This window comes from Bacillus sp. 3G2 (assembly GCF_044324725.1).
In the GTDB taxonomy this organism is placed as follows: Bacteria; Bacillota; Bacilli; order Bacillales; family Bacillaceae_G; genus Bacillus_A; species Bacillus_A mobilis.
The window spans coordinates 3,532,208-3,552,069 of the sequence record NZ_CP172246.1; the positions used below are offsets into that span (position 1 = coordinate 3,532,208).

Annotated in this window: 20 protein-coding genes and 1 pseudogene; 4 read left to right on the forward strand and 17 right to left on the reverse strand. The window is 32.9% G+C overall.

All coding sequences use genetic code 11. The features are described from left to right. Positions 1-120: 120 nt before the first annotated feature. The 3 genes from ACHZK0_RS18050 to ACHZK0_RS18060 all read right to left on the reverse strand — a co-directional run bounded on the left by ACHZK0_RS18050 (position 121) and on the right by ACHZK0_RS18060 (position 2,172). Positions 121-729 (reverse strand): histidine phosphatase family protein, encoded by a 609-nt coding sequence (locus tag ACHZK0_RS18050; RefSeq protein ID WP_262742485.1) that lies wholly within the window; start codon positions 727-729, stop codon positions 121-123. A 30-nt stretch (positions 730-759) separates the two neighbouring features. Continuing rightward, positions 760-1,575 carry an alpha/beta fold hydrolase gene (locus ACHZK0_RS18055; protein ID WP_395760779.1) on the reverse strand — a complete coding sequence of 272 codons (816 nt, stop codon included), beginning with the start codon at positions 1,573-1,575 and terminating at the stop codon, positions 760-762. A 207-nt stretch (positions 1,576-1,782) separates the two neighbouring features. Further along, complete coding sequence (locus tag ACHZK0_RS18060) at positions 1,783-2,172, reverse strand: VOC family protein (RefSeq protein WP_395760780.1); 390 nt, start codon at positions 2,170-2,172, stop codon at positions 1,783-1,785. Positions 2,173-2,594: 422 nt separating this feature from the next. Here ACHZK0_RS18060 and ACHZK0_RS18065 point away from each other — a divergent pair, with 422 nt between their 5' ends. After that, a complete protein-coding gene (locus tag ACHZK0_RS18065) occupies positions 2,595-5,315 on the forward strand; it encodes a putative bifunctional diguanylate cyclase/phosphodiesterase (protein ID WP_395760781.1) in 2,721 nt (906 codons plus the stop codon). Positions 5,316-5,414: 99 nt separating this feature from the next. On the opposite strand, the gene ACHZK0_RS18070 is transcribed toward ACHZK0_RS18065, so the two are convergent. From ACHZK0_RS18070 to ACHZK0_RS18085, 4 genes are read right to left on the reverse strand one after another with little or no spacing between them, the layout of a single operon-like run. After that, entirely contained in the window at positions 5,415-6,479 is a 1,065-nt protein-coding gene (locus tag ACHZK0_RS18070; protein WP_395760782.1) for an undecaprenyldiphospho-muramoylpentapeptide beta-N-acetylglucosaminyltransferase, read from the reverse strand. Between the two features lie 41 nt (positions 6,480-6,520). Further along, the gene (locus tag ACHZK0_RS18075) at positions 6,521-6,826 is read right to left on the reverse strand and encodes a DUF6572 domain-containing protein (protein ID WP_395760783.1); all 306 of its coding nucleotides are present in this window, start codon (positions 6,824-6,826) and stop codon (positions 6,521-6,523) included. A gap of 25 nt (positions 6,827-6,851) precedes the next feature. Next, on the reverse strand, positions 6,852-7,763 hold the full coding sequence (locus tag ACHZK0_RS18080) for an NAD-dependent epimerase/dehydratase family protein (RefSeq protein WP_395760784.1): 912 nt from the start codon (positions 7,761-7,763) through the stop codon (positions 6,852-6,854). Further along, positions 7,760-8,746 (reverse strand): UDP-N-acetylglucosamine 4,6-dehydratase family protein, encoded by a 987-nt coding sequence (locus ACHZK0_RS18085; RefSeq protein ID WP_262742787.1) that lies wholly within the window; start codon positions 8,744-8,746, stop codon positions 7,760-7,762. The genes ACHZK0_RS18080 and ACHZK0_RS18085 overlap by 4 nt, the downstream gene beginning before the upstream one ends. Before the next feature lie 308 nt (positions 8,747-9,054). Here ACHZK0_RS18085 and ACHZK0_RS18090 point away from each other — a divergent pair, with 308 nt between their 5' ends. Continuing rightward, positions 9,055-10,233 carry a DUF2515 domain-containing protein gene (locus ACHZK0_RS18090; RefSeq protein WP_395760785.1) on the forward strand — a complete coding sequence of 393 codons (1,179 nt, stop codon included), beginning with the start codon at positions 9,055-9,057 and terminating at the stop codon, positions 10,231-10,233. Next, complete coding sequence (locus ACHZK0_RS18095; protein WP_395760786.1) at positions 10,139-10,609, forward strand: CBO0543 family protein; 471 nt, start codon at positions 10,139-10,141, stop codon at positions 10,607-10,609. Before ACHZK0_RS18090 ends, ACHZK0_RS18095 begins: the two co-directional genes overlap by 95 nt. Before the next feature lie 22 nt (positions 10,610-10,631). Here ACHZK0_RS18095 and ACHZK0_RS18100 read toward each other — a convergent pair whose 3' ends face one another. From ACHZK0_RS18100 to ACHZK0_RS18145, 10 genes and pseudogenes are all read right to left on the reverse strand, one after another. Next, positions 10,632-11,057: a YfmQ family protein gene (locus tag ACHZK0_RS18100; RefSeq protein WP_061678161.1), complete on the reverse strand. Its 426-nt coding sequence runs from the start codon at positions 11,055-11,057 to the stop codon at positions 10,632-10,634. Between the two features lie 20 nt (positions 11,058-11,077). Beyond that, on the reverse strand, positions 11,078-11,749 hold the full coding sequence (locus ACHZK0_RS18105) for an LrgB family protein (protein ID WP_395760787.1): 672 nt from the start codon (positions 11,747-11,749) through the stop codon (positions 11,078-11,080). A gap of 23 nt (positions 11,750-11,772) precedes the next feature. Further along, entirely contained in the window at positions 11,773-12,129 is a 357-nt protein-coding gene (locus ACHZK0_RS18110) for a CidA/LrgA family holin-like protein (protein ID WP_262742783.1), read from the reverse strand. A 33-nt stretch (positions 12,130-12,162) separates the two neighbouring features. Continuing rightward, a complete protein-coding gene (locus ACHZK0_RS18115; RefSeq protein WP_262742782.1) occupies positions 12,163-13,596 on the reverse strand; it encodes a PLP-dependent aminotransferase family protein in 1,434 nt (477 codons plus the stop codon). A 68-nt stretch (positions 13,597-13,664) separates the two neighbouring features. Then, positions 13,665-14,438, reverse strand: coding sequence for an alpha/beta fold hydrolase (locus ACHZK0_RS18120; RefSeq protein WP_270344162.1), 774 nt, complete (start codon positions 14,436-14,438; stop codon positions 13,665-13,667). Between the two features lie 23 nt (positions 14,439-14,461). Beyond that, on the reverse strand, positions 14,462-15,142 hold the full coding sequence (bshB2, locus tag ACHZK0_RS18125; RefSeq protein WP_395761736.1) for a bacillithiol biosynthesis deacetylase BshB2: 681 nt from the start codon (positions 15,140-15,142) through the stop codon (positions 14,462-14,464). Between the two features lie 53 nt (positions 15,143-15,195). Beyond that, the gene (locus tag ACHZK0_RS18130) at positions 15,196-15,387 is read right to left on the reverse strand and encodes a hypothetical protein (RefSeq protein ID WP_061678165.1); all 192 of its coding nucleotides are present in this window, start codon (positions 15,385-15,387) and stop codon (positions 15,196-15,198) included. Positions 15,388-15,601: 214 nt separating this feature from the next. After that, positions 15,602-15,715 (reverse strand): annotated as a pseudogene (locus tag ACHZK0_RS18135) (GntR family transcriptional regulator); the annotation flags it as partial. Positions 15,716-15,746: 31 nt separating this feature from the next. After that, the gene (plcA, locus tag ACHZK0_RS18140; RefSeq protein WP_375811962.1) at positions 15,747-16,736 is read right to left on the reverse strand and encodes a phosphatidylinositol diacylglycerol-lyase; all 990 of its coding nucleotides are present in this window, start codon (positions 16,734-16,736) and stop codon (positions 15,747-15,749) included. A gap of 177 nt (positions 16,737-16,913) precedes the next feature. Next, the gene (locus ACHZK0_RS18145; protein ID WP_395760788.1) at positions 16,914-18,755 is read right to left on the reverse strand and encodes a S8 family peptidase; all 1,842 of its coding nucleotides are present in this window, start codon (positions 18,753-18,755) and stop codon (positions 16,914-16,916) included. Positions 18,756-19,045: 290 nt separating this feature from the next. Between ACHZK0_RS18145 and ACHZK0_RS18150 the strand changes: the two genes are divergently transcribed. Next, complete coding sequence (locus ACHZK0_RS18150) at positions 19,046-19,843, forward strand: cell wall hydrolase (RefSeq protein WP_270344165.1); 798 nt, start codon at positions 19,046-19,048, stop codon at positions 19,841-19,843. Positions 19,844-19,862 lie beyond the last annotated feature (19 nt).

The window sequence follows — 19,862 nt, forward strand, 5'->3', positions numbered from 1 at the left end:
CTACATCTTTTTCTCCAATTGAATATAAATCCAGCGTTTGGAGTTTTGTTACATTAAAAATTGTTTACTTAAACCAAATTCCAATTCTATTATTCAGAAACTGAATAATTACTTATTGATTTAAGATTCTAAAAATAGTTGATAAAGATTCTTTCTATCTCCTATCCATAATCTTTCTACATTCATTAATTGCTCATCCTTAAATTCCAACTTATATATGTCGGGCTTCGATGCATGTATAAGAAATTCAAACCCGTATTGCTTATCAAAATAATTCATCATTAAAGTCATTACAAGCCCATGTGTGCCAATTACAATTTTTTGCCCTTGAAAATTCATTAATATTTCCTTTAACACTTTCACTACCCTTACCTGACAATCCTTGTATGACTCTCCTTCCTTTAGTGCAAAATCCGGATCAGAGAACATCTTCTTTACAAGTGGATACACCTCTTTATCTGATATAATCTGGCCCTCATTTGAAAACATACACTCTTTGAGATTTTCATATACTACTATTTCTTTTTCATAGAAATCGGCTGCTTTTTCTATCGTTAACGTAGCCCGATTATAGGGACTGGAAATAAAAGTATCAATTCTCTCCTCTTTTAATATGTCAGTTACTCGACAGGCATCCATATGTCCCTTCTCAGTTAACCCACGCGTTCTTTCATTTCCTTCCAATTTTGGTGATTCACCATGTCTAACCATATAGATATATGTACTCATACTTCCTCCTTGAAAATATTCATTCATCTTTTATAAACTTTGTTGATTTGTTCGTCTAATCCACTCGCCTACTAAACTCTCGAATACTTCAGGTTGTTCAATTTGTAAATTATGCCCTGCCATATCTAACACCGCTAATGTCGCTCTTGGATAATCATCAATAATTCTTATAATGTCTTGATAACCTACCGAGATATCTTGTCTTCCAGCTAGTAAAAGAACGGGTTTCTCATATTTCATATGATGAAAATTCATAGTAAAAGAGTAATTCTTTTGCAACCTTTCAATAAATTCATAATTAGCAATATCTAGTCCCGGCTTAATCTCCTCTTTAAATCTCGTATATGTATATTCATTCGCGACCACTGCTAACTCGCAAAACTCTTCTCTATCAGTGGCAGTTAGTGTATTTAAAAACTCCCTATCTTGTACAATTATCTGTTTATTAGGGATAATCCTATTTTCTTGCTCCGCTACAACAACAGGGCATACTAATAGTAATCCATTAACTCTTTCAAACAGCTTTGTGAGTATACCTCTAGCTAAATATCCCCCATAAGATTCTCCTACTAATAAAAAGTTTTTCGTTGGAATGATTTCTTCAATACATGCAAGTAACAGTTCTAACATATGATCTGAACTATTTATCCAATCTGGAGCATTCGATTTCCCCATGCCAGGTAAATCAATATATATTCTTTGATAACCTTTATATTTTTCGAATACTGATTCCATGCACCTCTGCATTAACCTATGATCAGGTGCACAGCCATGTATAATAATGACTGGTTGTCCTTCGCCAATGATTTCATAATATATTTCTGTATCCTTAATCCGGCATTTCATAAAAAGCCCCCTACTTTTCTATTTATCTTTACAGACTCTTCTCTTAAACCAATAGGAATATACGTTCTTATTTTACAACTTTTCAGAATATAATTTCAAATTTTATTTTTCAGATTCCAAACAAAAAAGCCTTCCATGAGTGTATCCCCTCAAAAGAAAGCTCTTTTACGTATTTCCTCCTACTTGCACTTCAAGCATCATCACACATTATTCTTCTAATTTCATCAACACAATTCTCCAGCCATCTGGATCCTCTATCGTTATCCCCTTGTCTTTCCAGTATGGGTTTTCAGGTTCGACCTCATCATATCCCAATGCATGCAGCCTTTTACTCATCTTTTTCATTTCACTATCTTCCCGCATATAAAATACGAGTAAATTATCTTTCGTCGGAGCTGGACATGGACTCCCATCTATATGTCTTGTAAATTCTAAATGATATTCTTCATCTGGGAGTCCAAACATGACCCCATCATAGCCTTCATGATCGTAGAATTCACCTATACGTTTTAACCCTAATCCTTTTTCATAAAATTCTATAACCTTTTCAAACTGATCAGTTGGACGTGCTATTCGAAATTCCACCCAATTCTTCATGCTTTTCCTCCCATACTAAAAATTTCATACATGCTTACGTATTATTGTATATACGTAACCTCTTTTTGAAATCCCTCATTAGTATGAGAATAAATACATACAAAAGTTTAGTTCATACTTTATAACAAAAACATTTTATATAAAATTGAATGTATTATCTTTATGCAATTATGCATATTCACTTGCGAACTATTAAAAAACCTATAGAATTCAAAAGATGACTAAATATACAATTCCCATTTAAAATCTTGATGAAGTACATATTATTAAAAACAACACTTTTTTAATTTTAAGAAGTATTACACTTTTTAACACTTTCCTTATAAACATGATTTTTATAAGGAAATCTGTTACAATTCTTAAATAATATTATTATGTATAGATATTACGAATATAGTGCATAATTAAAGAAGGTGATTTTATTGAAATTAAATAAAAATTTACAACTATGTATATTAATTGCAACATTGATATGCTATTCAATCTATTTTATGTTTTTCTATCTGTTCCCTACTCAATTTTCAAATTTAAATGTACGCTTCGCTTCACTTATCGTTGAAGCCATTACATTCATTTCACTCATTTACTCTATATATTCTAAAAAAGTCAATTCAAATCCGTTTTGGATATGTATCACAATAGCAATCGGAAGTTTTTTATTAGGAAAAATAGTATATACATATCAGGATACCTTTTTCGAAATTCCAATACATCGTTTTACTGTTTCTGATGTATTTTACCTGTTTTTTCTATTTTTCTGTCTTATCGCTTTCTGCTATAAAATTTTAAAAGAATGCGATAAATGGGAAAAAGTTTTCTTTATTTGTGATTTATGTATCGTACTCATTTCCATATTCACATTAGAATGGTATTTATTTAATCAGCCAGATTTAAATATATTTACCCTTTCACTGGGAGATATTTTCCTTTCTTTTCTATATCCCATCGCAGACCTTTTATTTATTCTACTTGGTGTTAGTCTCTTTTTCCGTCCAACTGTTTTTAAGTCTAAACGGAAAATTTATATTTTTATTTTTGTATTAATAAGTTCTGCAACTTTTAACTATATTTATTTCTACTTATGTAGCCATTTAACAAAGGATGCTATAACATTATTACGTCTTTTATATAGAATACCTATATTATTTATTGCAATAGCTGGTTCTATTTCAGATGATTATAATAGCAATAAAAATTACTTTATTGTACACCCTAAACTAGGAAAAAAAGTTTTAGTTGTATTCCCCTATCTTGCCGTTGCAATACTAATCGGGTTTACACTAAAAGAACAAACATCATCTTCCACTCTCATTATAGGAAATTGTATCGTTTTTATTTTTGTACTTATTCGCCATTTTATTGCAGGTATGCAAAACAATACTCTAACAAAACGTCTACAAGCATTTAATGCTCAACTAGAAGAAAAAGTTACTTTACGGACTTCAGATTTAGTTCATAAATCTGAGGCTCTATCTCAAAAACAACAAAAATTCAAATCGTTATATGAATATCACCCTGATCCTATTTTTACAATTGATTTAAATGGAGTATTCTTAAATGTAAATAAAGCCGGAAGTATACTACTTGGAGCACCAACGAACGAGTTACTTGGCGAAACATGTTTTTCAATTATTTTAGATGAAGACAAATATAAACTAGCATCTGCGTTAGAAAAAGTGAAACAACAAGAATCGGCTTACTTGCAACTAAGTTCTAAATATAAAGATGGCTTTACTTATTCTTTATACGTTACCATCGTCCCTATTATAATAGACGGACAAATTTCAGGAAGTTATATAATGGTGAAAGATATTACTGCACTAAAAAAACAGCAAGAAGAAATAAAATATTTAGCATTCCATGATACTGTAACAAAAATTGGGAACCGTGCCTTTTTCCATAACAAATTAAAAAGGGTTATAAAAAATGCTAAAACAACAGACAGTGAGTTCGCATTATTATACTTAGATTTAGATCGCTTTAAAGCAATTAACGATACACTTGGACATTCGTCAGGAGATTACATATTAGAAGAAGTAGCAAAGCGATTCCAATCCTGTCTTCCATCACATACTCATCTGTCAAGAATCGGTGGTGATGAGTTTACTATCTTAATTGAAAATTATACTGACGAAGATTCCTTATTCGAGTTATGTAACCAATTATTTGAAAGCATAGAAAAACCGTTTGTCATACATGAGCATACATTAACTTTATCACTTAGTATCGGCATCGCTATTTATCCACATTCTGGAATCGATACCGCTACACTTCTGAAAAACGCTAATGTTGCCATGTATGATGCGAAAGCAAAAGAACTTAACTCTGTCTCTATTTATGATGATGTTATCGCTAAGAAAATTGAAAGACGATTGCGATTAGAAAAAGATTTACCAAATGCAATACAAAATGAAGAATTGTTCCTTTTGTATCAACCTCAAGTTGATAGTGAATCTAATAAAATTATCGGTGCAGAAGCTTTAATCAGGTGGAATCATCCTGAATTAGGCGTTATTTCTCCATACGAGTTTATTCCGATTGCAGAAGAAACACTACAAATTATTCCAATAGGAAAATGGACATTAGAGCAGGCTTGTGAGCAAATGAATCGTTGGCACGCACTCGGATATTCACATTTAAAAATAGGTGTAAATTTATCCGCTAAAGAATTTGAACAAGAAGATTTTGTAAAGTCTATTTCTTCTACTTTAGCAAATACAGGTTTACCAGCAAGTTCTCTCGATCTTGAGCTAACAGAGCGAATTGCAATGATGGATGAGCGAGAAACATTGATAAAATTGCGTACACTAAAAAGTTTAGGAATTCACATTTCAATCGACGACTTTGGTACAGGCTATTCTTCGCTAGCTTACTTACCTTTATATCCAATCGATACGTTAAAAATCCCAAGAGAATTTATTACAATGTCTGAAACGTGTGACGATGGAATGGAAATTATTAAAACAATCATCACATTAGCAAATACATTAGGAATGTCTGTCATTGCTGAAGGTGTAGAAACGAAAGAACACGTGAATTTCCTTCAAAAAAATAAATGTCAGTTTATTCAAGGTTACTATTATAGTAAACCTATTCATATTAATGCATTTACTGAGCTATTAGAAAACGGTATTCGCCCATAGTACATAGCTAATTGGAATAAATAATAATGAATTTGAACAAATATAGTAAAAAGGAAAGAAGATACCTTCTTTCCTTTTGTTTTTCTATTTACATTTCTATTACTTCACCACTTCATTTATTATATCTATTAAATGATGAATCCCCTCATCATTTGTTTTCGTATATCCATTCATGTTTTGAATATATTTCTCCTTATTTGTATACAGCTTATTTACTGCATGTATGAATGCATTCGTACTTACTTTGTCTTGGAATATAACTTCTGCATATCCTTGTCGAGAAAAATATTCAGCATTTAAAACTTGATCTCCCCTACTGGAACTGTTAGTTAACGGGATAAGCAACATCGGTTTCTTCAAAAATAACAATTCAGAAATAGCAGTAGAACCCGCTCTCGAAACTACAACACTCGCCATATTTAGTATATGCGGTAACTCTTCCCCTATATATTCAAATTGTATATAGCCCTCCATGCCAATAGATGAATCCACCTTCCCTTTACCGCACATATGAACAATATTAAAATTTAATAGTAATGTTTCTAAACTTCCCCTTACCATATCATTTATCCATTGAGCACCTTGACTCCCACCCATAATTAACAATACTGGTTTATCTTGCTGAAATTTACAATAGCTTCTTCCCCGCAATATGTTGCCCCTCTCAATTTCTTCCCTTACAATTGGTCCTACATAAACCTTCTTCTCATTACTTACATTTTCTCCTGTCTGAGGAAATGTTGTGCATAGTTTTGTAGTAAAAGGTAATGCTATTTTATTTGCTAATCCTAACGTACTATCTGGTTCACGTATTATTACGGGTACTTTATTCATCCACGCTCCTATTACTACAGGAACGGACACAAATCCTCCTGCCGAAAAAATAACATCTGGTTTTATTCGTTTCATCAATTTATAACTTTGTATGCAACCTTTTATTATTTTAAAAGGATCTTTAAAGTTTTCCCAATCCCAATATCTCCTAAGCTTTCCCGTTGAAATACTATTGTATTTCACATTTTGAACTAATAGTTTTTCAATTCCATTTTGAGATCCAATATACTCAACTCCCCATCCTTTTCCCATAAATTTAGGAATCAATACCATATTAATCATTACGTGTCCGGCTGTACCGCCCCCAGTAAAGAGAATCTTTTTATTCATAATTTATATCCACCTTTATCATTAAAAATCTTGTTTTATACTTATCTATTATTTATATAAACATTTAACTCAAATCCTATATCCTGCAAAAAATCTTTAATGAGATCATAATAATCATTTCCATACTCACTACATTCATACTGAGCAAAGACTCGAATTACAGGCCTAGTTCCTGTACCTATTACTGGATTTTTCCTATCATCCTTTTTACCTTCCACATAGGCTCGACATTTATTTATCACCTCATAGATACACAAAACATGCTCTTCCTCATCTTCCCAGTCCAGCGTATCAACAATTACAAAAAATAGCGTATTTTGATTATCTATTGTTTTATAGCCATTCATATATTTCTTACACCCTTTTTATTTTTCATTGAATGCAGATTTCACTACACTTCGCATACTCGAGTACATCTTTTAATGATTGATGGAATTGAATTTCTGGGACCCAACCTAACCTTTTTATATCCTCTATTACTAAACTCTCATTTGATTCGCTCCCACTATGCTCTGCTTCTTTTATGGGAAAATTCAGCTGAGTTAATTCTTTGTATTGTTCTAGTACATCTAATAAAGACCGTTTTACTCCTGATCCAATATTATATTGTTTTCCATTTATTCCATCTCGTAATAACACATGATACGCTTTAATCGCATCACGTACATCTAGAAAATCTCTACTATCTTTCAAACTGTTTACTTCAATAATGGCTTTACTTCTACCTGATTTTATATCTACCATTTTCTTTGCGAGAATCGAACAAATGCCATTCGATTCCCCTGGACCAATTAAATTTGAGGGCTTTGCAATGATAATATTTGAATCCATTAATCCTCCCCAAGCTTCTGCAATAATGACTTGCATCGTTTTACTTAAACTATATGGATTTGAAATTTTCATTTCGTTCATACTATCTGCTTGCAAAGCCGATCCTATAACTAATGTTCTACAATGCGAGGCTTCTTGCTTAATTGCTTCTAATAAATATAACGTTCCTATTACATTAATCTCTATATACTCAAGAGCAGCTGTCCAAGATTCTATAACTGAATTCCTTCCTGCTAAATGCAATACGTAGTCTGGCTTTATTTGTTTCATTACCTTCATTACTTCGCTCTTATTAGTTAAATTACAAGTAATACCATTTCTAATTTTTTCTCTATGTGCACGATTTTGAAACATAGGAATTACATGAAAGCCCTGCTCTAAAAAATATTGGCAAGCATGGCGTCCTGTGAAACCATTTGCACCAGTTATTAAAAGGCTCGCATTTTTTTTCATTGCAGAAACCCTCCTTTTAATAGCATTTGTTTCACCTCATGTTTTGCAATTAAGTCTTGTTGAGAACTAAAACTCTTCACATCCACTAGCGGATAGCTAGAATAATATTCTTGAAGTCCTTCTATAGGAATCGTCGGTAGTACCACAAAATAATTTTGATCAAAACTTATACTTGTTTTACTCTCTACCTCAGATAGAAGCATTTCACTTAATTTTTCACCCGGTCTTATCCCTACCTCTTTTACCTTAACGTTTTCTTTTTCCGAATCTTCAATTAATATTTCTGCTAAATCTGTTATTTTACATGCCGGCATTTTCATAACAAAGATTTCCCCGCCTCTACCTTGATATACGGCTTTAAATAACAATCCAACAGCATCTTCAACTGTTAAGAAAAATCTAGTCATATTCGCATCGGTAATCCCTACTTGTGAAGATTTTTTAATTTGTTGTTTAAAAAGCGGTACTACACTTCCACTCGTCCCTAAAACATTTCCACCACGAACACAAATGAATTTTGTTTTCTTCGTTTGTACATTCGCATGAACCATTAACTTCTCACCAATTGCTTTTGTCATCCCATACGTATTTGATGGATCGGCTGCTTTATCCGTTGAAACATATATAACTTTCTCTACTTGCATCTGTATAGATGCTTCAATTACATTTTGTGTACCATGTATATTGGTTTTTATAGCTTCATAAGGATAATACTCACATACTGGAACATGTTTTAAAGCTGCAAGATGGAATACATAATGTACACCTTGGCAAGCATAGGCTAGTTGATCTTTATCACGAATATCTCCAATAATAAATTTTAATCTATCATCATTTATAAACTGTTGCTGCATTTCGAACTGGACCGTTTCATTCCTTGAAAAAACCCTAATTTCTTCCGGTGATTTTTCTAATAGTTGTTTTATAAGTTCATGTCCCCACGAACCTGTACCACCAGTAATTAAAATTATTTTATTTAGCATTTCTTTTCCTCCTACCACACATTTCAATTAAAATTGTATTTATAAAATTTATTGAATTATTTTCAATTGATTTAAATCATAATCGTCGTTTGTTACATTTAATTGACAAAATAAAAAAAACAGAAACTATTAAACATAGTTTCTGTTTTTTATTTCCCCTCACAACAGTAAGACTTTTTATACTTTTTGCATGATATAAACCCTTATAAAAAACACCGCTCATTTATTTCTTATACTCGTAATAAAATAAATAGAATGATTCATAGCCAATAATCATGTTTAATTTTATGAAAAAAGGAGGTAATGGAATGTACCGAAGCAATTCAAATCATACATATAACGGACTTTCCAAAGCATTGCCTCTCTCCCTATTTGATGTAAAAAATGAATTGAAACAAAAAAGCAAGCTCATTCATTCTGGCACGATGTATAAATTAACGCAAGAAGAGCAACTCATCCTCAACAGCATAAAAATACAAACAGAACAGCTAAATAAAAATAATGTTACAAGAACACGCGCATACTACCAATTTTACATTCAATATCCAGAAATACATTGGGCACTACTTGGGCATATGGTATCACGTAACGGCGGTTGGAATATGACTGATTTGAAGGGCGATTTATATACGAAAATTTTATCAGAGAAAGATCAAATCACATTTTTTTCTTTTTTAGAAAGAGGGAATTGGCTTATTTTCCAAGATGTATATCCTCAATTTCTGCTTTATGAACAAAGTGTAAAAAGAGCACAAAAACTATTTCACCTTCTCCCTCACCTAAATGTTTCTACATTTATGGAAACGATGTGGAATGATTTTTGGAAAACAGGTAACAAAAAAACATTAGCCATTGCAACTATTATTAATGAACAAAATTACTTAGAAAAAAGAGTGATACAAAATATACAATTTAAAAAGACTGTACTTAATAGTATTGGATTTAAACTCTTTGATTTCTTTCAGTTTAATCATATCCTTTTCCCATTCTACGAAAATGATAAGAAACACAAAGTATTACTATTTGGTGATACAATGAAACATTTCACTTCCTTACACGAACGAATCTTAATTGGAAAAAGGTTGTATTCATTATTATTTCGAGACACACATGTTTTATCTCAAATAATAAGCTGGGCCCAGCACCATCCGCATACAGGATCAAGGAAAGATTACTGGCCTCATTTATTTTCAAGTGTAAATGAATCTTTCTCCCGTGAGTTTTATAAGCGTCGAATAAAGAAATGCCAGTTGCGTAGTGGCGCTTATCGTATATACAGTCCTGCACTCATCTATGCATGGCGAGATATGAAGCATGAAGCAGTTGACAGTGAAGATTGGTTTACGGACTGGCAAGTTGTAAATTACTTAGTAGATAAGGAGGAAAATATAAATGGACAAATTACAGAAGATTACTGTAAAACGCTCGAAAAAATTGAACTCGCTATTCTTGCAAAGAAAAACGTCCTTCTTCGAGAAGAAGAATAACCTTTTCGCATTAGTCGTTACAATCTTACTCTCTTCTACGATTGGAACTTGCTTAGATGCTTTATTTGTTGCGAAACAAATATATTCTTTCCCAGTTAGACCATTCTCCTCCATATTTTCAGTTAACATCGGCTTTACTTTGTTTGTACTACCGATTTTAACAACGATTTTCATACAAATTTCAAAAACATTATCTGCAGTTTCTAGAATTCTATTTATTATTTCAATAGGTATTTGTGCCAGTATTTTTGAACAGGTTGCTGAAAGCTTCGGTTTATTTATTCATAGCTTGGATTGGAATCATACATACTCTTTATTCGGCTATATGATTTTCTTTTCTTTTATTTGGAAAGTATATCATTTCATACAAAAATAAAGAGACCATTATAGATCTCTTCCTAAGCATAATCTTCAGTTATTGCTAATGATGCGGGATTTTGAAGACTTTTTGAACGTAAACGGTAGGCAACGATTTTCTTCTTATATTGCTTGATTACATCAACATGTTCCTCATAGCTATATAGAGAAAACCTGATCTCTTTATTCCCTTTCTTCGTGTTAATAACGATCGGTGTTCCTTCCCCGTGCGGTGGGAAATAATGTTTATCTAAAAATAAAGCTTCATTAAATTCATGAATAACTTGTAGTTTCATTTCTCCCTCTATATTTTTTCCATCTATCGATATAGAGGTATTCTCTTCCTCAAGTTTTTGATGCAACTCAAATCTACTAATAATTGATTCTACAACAGAAGTTGGCATACTAGAAACGAGTACTTTAAGAGCTCCAAAAATAAATAAAGTAACTATAAACCATGTTGTCATTTTCTCATCTCCATTACATGTTAAAATAAAAATTTCGTTCCATACGGTATAAATATACTAATGAGTATTCCTGTTACAATCATCGTTACCGAACCGATAGTCGCCTCTTTCTCGCCTTCCTTCACGAGGCGGCTCACACCGATAATATGTGATGCGCACCCCATCCCCACTCCTTTACCAATCGTACTTGTTATTCGGAAAAACTGCAGTACTGTCGGTCCGATAATAGCACCTGTTATTCCTGCAACAACTACAAAACTAGAAGTCATAGATGGAATGCCGCCAATTTGATCCGCTAATGATATGGCGATAGGCATCGTCGCTAATTGCGGCAGTGTCGTTAATATGAGTTCCTTATCTATATTTAACATCCCGCCAATCACTACATTCATACTCGTTAAAGCCACTATACCTACTGCTACGCCGATAAGTATCGACAAAAAGTTTTTCATAAGTATGTTTCGCTCTTTAAATAATGGTATTGCTAACGCTACAATTGCAGGACTCAATAAACCGGAAAGAATATTCCCCCCATTTTCTCTATACTCTTGATGAGAAATACCAAAAATCAAAAATAAGCAAATCATACTTGCTGTAACTGTTAGCACCGGTAACGTAAATGGAAACGGAATTTTTTTATATAACTTTGTCGCGAATACATACATTACTACAGTAATAATAATTAAGACCATTTGCATCTTGCACCTTGTCGATTTTATTTTTTTGATGTTACTAATAATTGACTTATATACCCTGAAATAATCAAAGTTACTACCGTGCTTACAACTACTAAAAGAAATATAACGCTCCCTTTACTGAAAAGAAAAGACCCATATTCCATCAGCCCTGTTGTCGAAGGAATTAGAAATAACGGTAAAAAGACAATTAATTTTTCCGCCCCTTCCTCAAACCACTTTAATGGTAAAATACGAGTAGCAAGGAGTAGAAACAGCATTAACATCCCAATTAAACTTCCTGGCATTGATAGATGGAATTCTCCCTGAATCCACGTACCAACTAAACTAAATACATATAGCACGCCTACTTGAAGTAAAAGCGTCACGTACTTCATTTCTTTCCCTCATTTCAACATTACGCATCTCTATTATGAAATCTCATTTAACGTTTTAGCAAACCTTGTCATTCCCAGCTGAATTTGTTCGGCATTTACTCTCCCAAAAGTAAAACGAATATATTCACTTTTAGTACCTAAAACACTACCCGGGACAAACGCTACACCATTTCGTATAGATTCGCCTAATAAATGATATTCATCAAACGTTCCTTGCACTTTGCACCATAAATGTATTCCACCCTCTGGAACAAAAAATTCAACCTGGTCCCCCAATATTTCTTCAAGCTTTCTAATTAACACATCTCTTCTTTCTTTCAATTGTTCACGAAGCATTGTAATATGTGCATGAAAATCTTCTGATTCTAAAAATTGATTTGCCACCCACTGCGTAAATACGCTATGGCCAAAATCAACTTGCTGCTTCGCATCCGCTAAACGTTCTATTACACGCGTAGGGCCAATTACCCAGCCAATACGTAATCCTGATGCAACAATTTTTGATAATGAACTTATATAAAGAACATTCCCGTTTTGATCCATTGATTTTAATGTTGGATTCACTTCTCCATTAAATGACGTTAAGCTATACGGATCATCTTCTACAATCGGTATACCAAATTCAGAAGACAGTTCTAAAATCTTTTTACGTCTTGCTAATGAAAGCACTGTTCCCGTTGGATTTTGATAATCTGGATTCAAAAATACCATGCGAATACGATGCTTTTTATGCAAATCAATTAAATCATCTGGATTCATTCCATGCTGATCAACAGGTAGATGGAATATTTGTAAGCCCGCGGATTTAAACATCGGTAATGAAAAACAATACGACGGATCTTCAATTGCAATCGCATCGCCAGGTTTTAATAAACATTGAACGATAAGATTAAGTGCCTGTTGTGCTCCAGATGTTATAAGGATAGCATTCGAATCGGCTTCAATTTGTTTATATTGCTGAACATGTGCTGCAATTGTTTTTCTCAACATTTCATTTCCAAGTGGATGGTCATAACCGAGGTTTTCCATAAATGTTTTCTCCGACAAAATCGTTCGGAATCTATCACTTGGAATTAACTCTGGTGACAATTCACCACTTGCTAAATTAATTAAGTCATCTTTTTGTATTTCCGTTCGAATTTGTTGAACGAGTGGCACATTAGGTAAGAACGATCCATCCTCAACATACCTACCCCAGTTCGGTATTCGTTTATGTGAAACACCCCATATGTCTGTATTCACCCGTGTTCCGCTTCCTTTTTGCCGTTCTACTACTCCAAGTGATTTTAATTCTTCATACGCAGCTACTATTGTACTCCGGTTCACCTGCAATTCTTTTGCTAACATACGCTCAGAAGGTAACTTGCTGTCAGAAGGAAACTCACCTGAAGAAATACCCCTTTCAATATAATCAGCTATTTGTTTATATACAGGCGTCTTATCTGCACGATTTGGTTTCCATTCCATCCTGTTTCCTCCTTTCAAAACGAACTATCCTTGATTCGCTAATAACAGTATTCACTGTAATAATAGTATTAATTTATTACGTGATTTAAAAATCTTTCTACCGTCATATTAAAGCTAGTCGGCTGTTCTAAATAAGGTAAGTGTCCACTATTTTTAAACTCAATAAAAGTTGTATTTTTCAAACGTCTTTCAAACTCTCTTACATATTTCTCGGGAACGAAATCATCATTTTCCCCTCTTATAATTAAAGTAGGACATGAAATATTTGAAAGAAACGGTCTTTGATCATAATCTACTAATTCAGCAAATAACCTTTGAATATGCACCGGATTAATAGACTGTAAAGATTGATAAAATCCCCTGACAATTACTTCATTATTTGCTACCCCCATCGCCTTCAACAATGTATCCGCCCATGTTTTCCCATTATCATGTAAGCTAAGTAAATCATATACTTCAAGTCGTTTTTTTCGATCTTCAGGATCCAAATAGGGAAATGCATTTACAACAATTAGGCTAGAAACAAAGTCTGGATATTGAATAGCGCAATCGATACCGACTCTAGCCCCTTTTGAAAGACCACAAATGACTACTTTTTGTAGCTTTAAATAATTGCATAACTCATACAAAACATTTGCGTATTCTTTAAAAGGGATTTCCAACCCTTCAGATTTCCCATGCCCCGGTAAATCAAGAGAAATCACTGTCCAATTCTCTTTAAAATATTGCCTTTGATATAGCCAATTGTTTGCGTTCCCACCAAGACCGTGTAATAACAATATAACAGGACCTGATCCTTCTATATTGTAAGAAATTTTTTGATTCTTATATTCAAAATACATATACATCACCTTCAGCTATAACATCACTTATTCTTATCTTTGAATGAATATATCCAAAATGGTTCCTTTTCTAACCACTCTACTGTTTCCGGTGCACCTTCTTCATACTCTCTTTTTAGTTCCGTTACTTTCGTCGCAAATTGTGATGCATGTGCTTGCAATGCCTCGAGCTTTTTGGGGACATATTCTTTCACTTCATTTTTAAAATGCGGAGGTCCTATTTCTACTTCATGATTCTTCGAAAAAGCTACCGCATAAAATGTTGGCCTTTTATATTCTGGAATATTAGCCAATGCCTCGGCTACCGCTTCTCCTGTTGCATCATGATCTGGATGTACTGCATATCCCGGATAAAAAGAAATGACCAATGAAGGATTCAATTCTTCCACACAGTTTTCTATGACATGTCTTAACTCTCCGGGAGTTTCAAATTCAAGAGTTTTATCACGATATCCCATCATACGTACATCTTTAATCCCTAAAATATTTGTAGCCTTCTTTAGTCCTTTCTCTCTTATCGCATATAATGATTCACGTGTTACAAAAGGAGAATTCCCCATTGCTCTCCCCATTTCACCTAACGTTAAGCAAACATAAGTAAGAGGAACATTTCGCTGCCCATAAGCTAAAATTGTACCTGCCACGCAATATGACTCATCATCTGGATGCGGAAAAACAATTAAAACGTGGCGTTCATTTTTTATCAAAATCATACTCCTCCATCATATACAATGTTAACCTTGTTCTTTCAAAACTATTAAATCACTACTGCATACCACGTTACTCCAACAAGTAGTACGAAAAGAAGGAGAATATAAATAGTTGATAAGTTTTTCACATTTCTCTTTGTAGACTTGCCGTAATTCTCCTCCACATTTCGTGCAACTAACACGGTCCCAAACAACGATCCAATTACAATAATAACGACTAGTGAAATTGCAAAACTCATTGTATTTTCACCTCTCTAAAGACAATCTATTTTAATAAAGAACTTCCTCTTTAAAACGTTAATAACATACTACCTTTCTTCTCTTATCATAATGGATGTTTGCAAAAAACGGACCAACCACTTTTATGTTTTTTTGCTCATCCACTTTGAAAATAAAAAGCAACTGATCACTTATGATCAGTTGCTTTTTCACAAAGTTAATTATACTCATTTTTCACTTAAAATTAATCCGATTTAAAAGTTTAGTCTTTTCATAATGAAACATCGATTGAAATAACTCGATAATTGTTCCGTTTACAAAATACACTGTATTTTCAATAAGAATCGACGTATTTTATCGCTTCTTACTCTCATCATCTTTATTCTTTTATAAGTGACTTATTCGCTCTTATAACTTCTTGATACAGTAATGGTGACCACTTTTCATTTATGTAGTCTTGAATTATCCAACCTACTCTTGTAGGACTCTTTTGTTTTATATAGTTTGCAATTTCAGGATTTATATAAGAGGCATAGTAATATGGACTATTCCATGCTGTACCACCTGAAGACAAGCTTGTAAAATTAACATATAGGTGATTTAAATCCTCACTATTATTCATCGTTTCATTAATCGTATCTTTAATAGATTTTACTTTCTCATCATAACTCACTTTATATTTATCTTGTACTGTTACATTTACATTTTGATTTACAGTTGTCGTAAACGTCTCATTATCTGGCCAATAAAAATTATTATATCCTCCAGATTCATTACTACCACTATATCTTTTTAATAGTACAATTTTCCCACGAGCATCTCCAAGTTTTATATTTCCTTCTGTTTTTAAAAAGATAGGATCAACAAAATAATTTTTTTCAAACGTATTACTAAAGGAACCTTCTGCCCCTTTCATATCCTCATACTCTTTTTTTAAAGACATAATAATCGTTTCACTTGGGTTATCTTTTAAAAATTGTTTCGCTTCGCTTATGAATTCATGCAGTGTTACATAAAGATATAATGGCCCATGATGAAGAACTATCGTATTATCATCTGTTAAACGTCCTCTTATATCAAAAATACGAGCTCCATGATCCATTTGGTAACGAAAATCATATTCTTGCGTCATCCCCCATACTTGCTTAATTGGATTTTGTAATTTGAACGTTCCACTATCATGTGTTCCTGGAATTGAAATTCGTGCTAACGGGATGTTATCAGGTATAGGTTGCATCCATTTTGACCAATTTTCAAACTCATTAACAGAGCTAGCTGCAACGACTCGCTTATCATGTAAAGCAAATACAGATGTGATAAATATCATACTACATATGAATAATTTCAAAGTAAATTTCTTATTGCTCACTATTATTTCTCCTTTTTCTGTTTTATATTAAACTTATTGAATATAATATAAGCTAGTTCATAAAAAATAAATAACATTTTATCAATATGAAATATTGCATAGAAGTAAAGTTAAAAAATCATTCACATATACTGAATTAGAAAAATTTAAAGGAACTTCATCTGAAGTTCCTTTTGTTTATTTTATGTTCAATACATATGAACCATCTTTATTCTCATACTTATAGACATATAAATAATATTTACCTGGCTTTGCATTATAAGTTCCTTTAACTACATTCCCTTCATTTTCACCATATGCTACATAGTTGTTTAAATCTGATTCATGATGAAGTACCCATGTCATTCCAATGTTTTGTTCATTTAGTAGAGAAATTTTAATATTTTCGGGTGAGTCAATTTGGAAAGTAAATACATCTACCTTATCACGATTATCTAGTTTTCCTTTCATTGGTGTATGAAAGGAGACTTTATTTGCCTGTCTACGTTCATTATTTGGTTCATTTTCTGTTACTTGTAACTCATTCCCACCGTTCGGTTCTCTTCGTTCATACCCTAAATCTACTAGTATAGACTTCAAATCTGGTAAAACACCAATTTTATCTGAAGATGGATCCTTAGATCTCGTTCCAGTGTTACGGTTACTTAATATCGTTCTTAATTCACTTGGTCTATATGGTTGTCCTAAATTTTCTTTAGCAATACTTTGTACTAAAGTCGCTGCTCCTGCAATAATGGGTGAAGCACTAGATGTTCCACTAAAGCTTGAAGTATACAGATTTACAGCACTTCGACTTTGCTCGGCTGTAGTTGTATCTACATTTTCTCCCCACCCGTACACATCAATCCGACTTCCATAATTTGAAAACCACATACGCTCATGAGGGAAAGATGAAGAACCCGCGCCTACCATAATTGCACCTGAATCTTTAAAATCTTTACTATTACGATTTAAGACTTGTTTACCATTTCTATCTTTAAATTGATCTAAATCATTCCACCCATTTGCTCCAGCTTCTATAATAACAACACCTTTATCTGTACCAGCACGAATCGCATCAAAGATATCTGGTTGTATTTCAACAGGTAAATATTTATCACCATATCCATCAAAGGAAGCTTGTGCCTCTAATAATAAAACATCCCCAGCTTCTAACTGATTTACAGCACTTAATATTGCATCAGCTGTATTATACTGTCCGTTATCTCTTATTTGAGAAATCACTTTCGCTTTCGCTTTTGGCGCAATCCCAATATTCCCAACCTCATTATCCTCAGAGGATACAATCCCTAGTACAGACGTTCCATGTCCAACATGCTGATCTATATTTCTCCCAGACATTAATTCAATATTTTGATGTATTAAATCCTCATGATTTAATAGCCATCCATATTCCATATCAACAAAGGTTATATCACTTCCATTACCACCTTGGACTCCCCAGGCAAAAGGCGCATTAATACCGTATGGTGCCGCATCAAGGTAACCTTGTTTTTTATATCTAGGATTGCTATTAGGGCTAAGAGCTACACTTAATGGTTGCACTTCCGGTGGTGTTATTTTTTCTTGTTTCTTCATATACACATCTTCTATTAAAGAAGATGTTTTTAACTTATCTACTAGTTCTTCTTTTTGCTCACCATTTTGAGTTTGAAGAATATAGTAGCTTAATAAACTTGTAGATACATTATTAGGTGCTTTCACTTCAAGTTCTTGTATTTCTTCTGGACTTACAGATGTGAATAAGCGAGTGAATGTTACACTTGGATATTCTACCAAAAGATCTTCTAGTACTTTATCGCTTGCTTGATCTTGTATCTGTTTTTCAATACCATCTTCATATGGTAATTTCAAATCCGCATTGAATTTTACAATGATTTGCTTATCTGTTTCTTGTTCTATCCCTAATTTACTCTGTTGTTCTATAGAATCAGCATTTACAATATTGACAGTCTCCCCTATTCCTAAAAATGTCGAAATGATTACAGCTGAAATAGATATTCTTTTTAATATATTCATTACATCACTCCTCCTATTAATAATATTTAATCATTATATTAATCTATAATAATTTTATTTATATAACATATTTCCTTTCTACTAAATAGATTATAGTAATCAGCAATATGAACTTCAATGTATTTTCATATGCAATATTTCATATTTGGACTCTACACTCTATAAATGAGAACCTTATAATGATTATTTATTTTATATGTGTTAATATACTTACATTAAAATATTATGTGTAAACATTCTGAACTACATTACTTAACCTTTTGCCTTAATTTTTTCTAGGAGGATTTACAGTGAAATTATTAAAAATAAAACATATAATCCCTTTATCTGCAGCTGCAATTACATTCGTATGTCATCAAAGTACAGCTGAAGCTTCTACCATTCATACAGTAAAAAAGAATGATACACTTTGGGGCATTAGTAAACAATACGGAGTTTCAATACAATCTATTAAACAGGCTAATAATAAAGGAAACGATCAAACTTTTATTGGTGAACAGTTAAATATCCCAGGGTCCACGAACTCAAATGAAATCACCGTTCGTCAAAATGCCAAACCTGCGAACATTTCTGGACAAATTATTTATCAAGTACAACAGGGAGATTCATTAGAAACGATAGCAAATCGTTACAATGTTACCGTTCAATCTATAAAACAAATTAACAATACAGCTGGAAACAAGCTTTATACAGGACAACATTTAAAAATTAACTCAAGCATTTCAGAAAAAGAAAAAGACTTAATGGCACGCTTAGTTACTGCTGAAGCAGGTGGCGAATCCTATAAAGGAAAAGTGGCTGTAGCAAAAGTTATACTAAATCGTGTAAATGCAAAAGGTTTTCCAAATACAATAACAGGCGTTATTTATGAACCTATTAAATACGGATATGCCTTTACCCCTGTTACAGATGGAAGAATTAATCAGCCTGCAAGCCCAGAAGCAAAAATGGCAGTAGAAGAGGCTATCTCCACAAATGGAATACATTCTGATTGGCTTTATTTCTATAATCCGAAAACATCGACAGACAAATGGATTACGACACGTCAAACAGTAGCAATAATTGGTAACCATGTGTTTGCTAAATAAGATTTAAAACCATTAACAG